General features: G+C 43.8%; 2 protein-coding genes. One reads left to right on the top strand and one right to left on the bottom strand.

Annotated elements, in window-relative coordinates; genetic code table 11:
- Positions 1-1,343, top strand: a 1,343-nt coding sequence (locus C7B77_RS28380) for a M61 family metallopeptidase (protein ID WP_106312958.1), incomplete at its 5' end; no start/stop codon positions are given.
- Positions 1,344-1,386: 43 nt separating this feature from the next.
- On the opposite strand, the gene fabD is transcribed toward C7B77_RS28380, so the two are convergent.
- The gene (gene fabD / locus C7B77_RS28375) at positions 1,387-2,268 is read right to left on the bottom strand and encodes an ACP S-malonyltransferase (protein ID WP_106312955.1); all 882 of its coding nucleotides are present in this window, start codon (positions 2,266-2,268) and stop codon (positions 1,387-1,389) included.
- Between the last annotated feature and the right edge of the window lie 88 nt (positions 2,269-2,356).

Raw genomic sequence — 2,356 nt, 5'->3', positions numbered from 1 at the left:
GTCCGATCGAGATTAAAATTATTCCCGCTCGTCCCGATTGGCAAATCACCACACCATTACCCGAAATTAGTCCGCAAACGTTTCTGGCTAACGATCTCGATACATTAGTAGATAGCCCATTTGAAATCGGTTATCAGCAGATTTATGACTTTACCGTACTAGATAAATCTCATCAACTAGTCGTGTGGGGTGAAGGTAATCTCGATCCGCAAATCGCGATCGAAGATATTAAGAAAATCGTAGAAGTCGAAGCAAAAATATTTGGCGGATTGCCATACGAACACTATATTTTCTTGCTGCATCTATCGCCGAGTGGCGGTGGTGGATTAGAGCACAAAAATTGCTGTTCGCTGCTTTATCCTCGCTTTGGATTTCAAGGGAGCGAGAAACACAATCGCTTTATGCAGTTAGTCGCGCATGAATTTTTCCATCTCTGGAATGTCAAACGCATTCGTCCGGCTGCGCTGGAAAAATTTGATTATGAAGGCGAAAATTATACCCCATCGTTGTGGTTTAGCGAAGGTACGACTAGTTATTACGATCTGATAATTCCCCGACGGGCAGAAATTTATGACGAGCAAGAATTTTTAGCCGAACTGAGTAAAGAAATTACCCGTTATCAGACGACGCCAGGGCGATTGGTGCAACCATTGAGCGAGTCGAGTTTTGATGCGTGGATTAAATTATATCGCCCCGATGCGAATAGTTCTAATTCTCAAATGTCTTACTATCTTAAAGGCGAGATGGTGACATTGTTACTAGATTTACTAATTCGCGATCGCACTGATGGGGCAAAATCTTTCGACGATGTTTTAGTTGCCATGTGGGAACAGTTTGGTAAAGCCGAAATTGGTTTTACCGAGACACAATTAAAAAATATTATCGAATCAGTTGCCGATCGAGATCTCACAGACTTTTACGATCGATATGTTCATGGCGTCGAAGAATTACCATTTAACGATTACTTAAATCCATTTGGATTAGAATTAAAAGCTGGTGAAGCAACGACCCCATATTTGGGGATAACTGTCAATAGCGATCGGGGGAAAGAGACAATTAAATCGGTAGCGGCTAATTCTCCCGCACAACTAGCAGGAATAGATCCAGGCGATGAATTACTCGCGATCGATGGTTTTAAAGTAACTGCTGAAAAACTTGTCGATCGATTGAAATTATATACAGATGGACAACAAATCGATCTGACTATTTTTCATGCCGATCGATTGATGACACTGCCGATCGTCTTAGCAAAACCTCAACCCCAACAGTATCAGTTACAGGCATTAGAAAATACTGTCGATCGACAACGGCAATTATTTAAAGATTGGGTAAGCCATCGATAAAATCTAACGTTTGGGCATGAATAATTTAGAATGAATTAATTTATTAAATCGATTCTAAATTCGATCGAGTGCCCATCTGTACCGTCGAAATGCCCTCACAAGTGCGCTTAATCAGTCCGTTGAGCACTTTGCCAGGGCCGACTTCGATCGACTGTTCGATGCCCAATGCGGCCAACTGGAGCGAGATTTCTCGCCACCGTACCGAACCAGTAATTTGACGATCGAGTTGTGCTTTGAGTTCGCTACCCTTGGTGGTTGGTGTGGGCGCAACATTAGATAACACGGGGATTAGAGCGTCGCGAAACTCAATCGGTGCGAGCAACTTGCCGAACTCGGTGGCGGCTGTCGCCATCAGCGGCGAGTGGAAGGCACCCGAAACATTCAGCGGGATGGCACGTTTGACTTTAATTTTGCCCACTACGGCGGCAATTCCTTCACTGGTACCAGAAATCACCACCTGAGCGGTACTATTATCGTTTGCAATGACGACACCTTCACTCTCGGCGATCGCGATTTCTAGTTTATCTCGATCGAAACCGATTAAGGCTGTCATCCCCCCTTCCGACGCCAGATCCATTAATTCGGCACGACGTTTGACTAGTTCCAATCCCGTCTCGAAGTCAAAAACGCCAGCCGCATATAATGCCACATATTCACCCAAACTATGCCCAGCCACTGCATCGGGACTCAGACCGCGCTGTTTGAGCGCATCTACTAAAATACTTTCAATGACGTACAAACAAGGTTGTGTATAGCGAGTATTTGCCAATTTTTCTTCATCATTTTGACAAATATCGACTACCGACCAACCGAGAATTTCTGCGGCGCGATCGAATGTTTTTTTAGCCGAATCTAGCTCGATCAAATCGATACCCATTCCGAGTACTTGCGAGCCTTGTCCGGGGAATACCCATGCAGTTTTCATGTTACTTATAGCCTGTTGAAATGTACCCTCTAGTGCAGATGGTAAAGTGGATTTTGGTGACAATATTTATTTATTTGAAACATTAAAT

It is taken from the genome of Chamaesiphon polymorphus CCALA 037, from assembly GCF_003003845.1.
GTDB classification, from domain to species: domain Bacteria; phylum Cyanobacteriota; class Cyanobacteriia; order Cyanobacteriales; family Chamaesiphonaceae; genus Chamaesiphon; species Chamaesiphon polymorphus.
The sequence above is the reverse complement of the archived record's forward strand: the minus strand, read 5'-3'. Positions and strand labels throughout refer to the sequence as shown.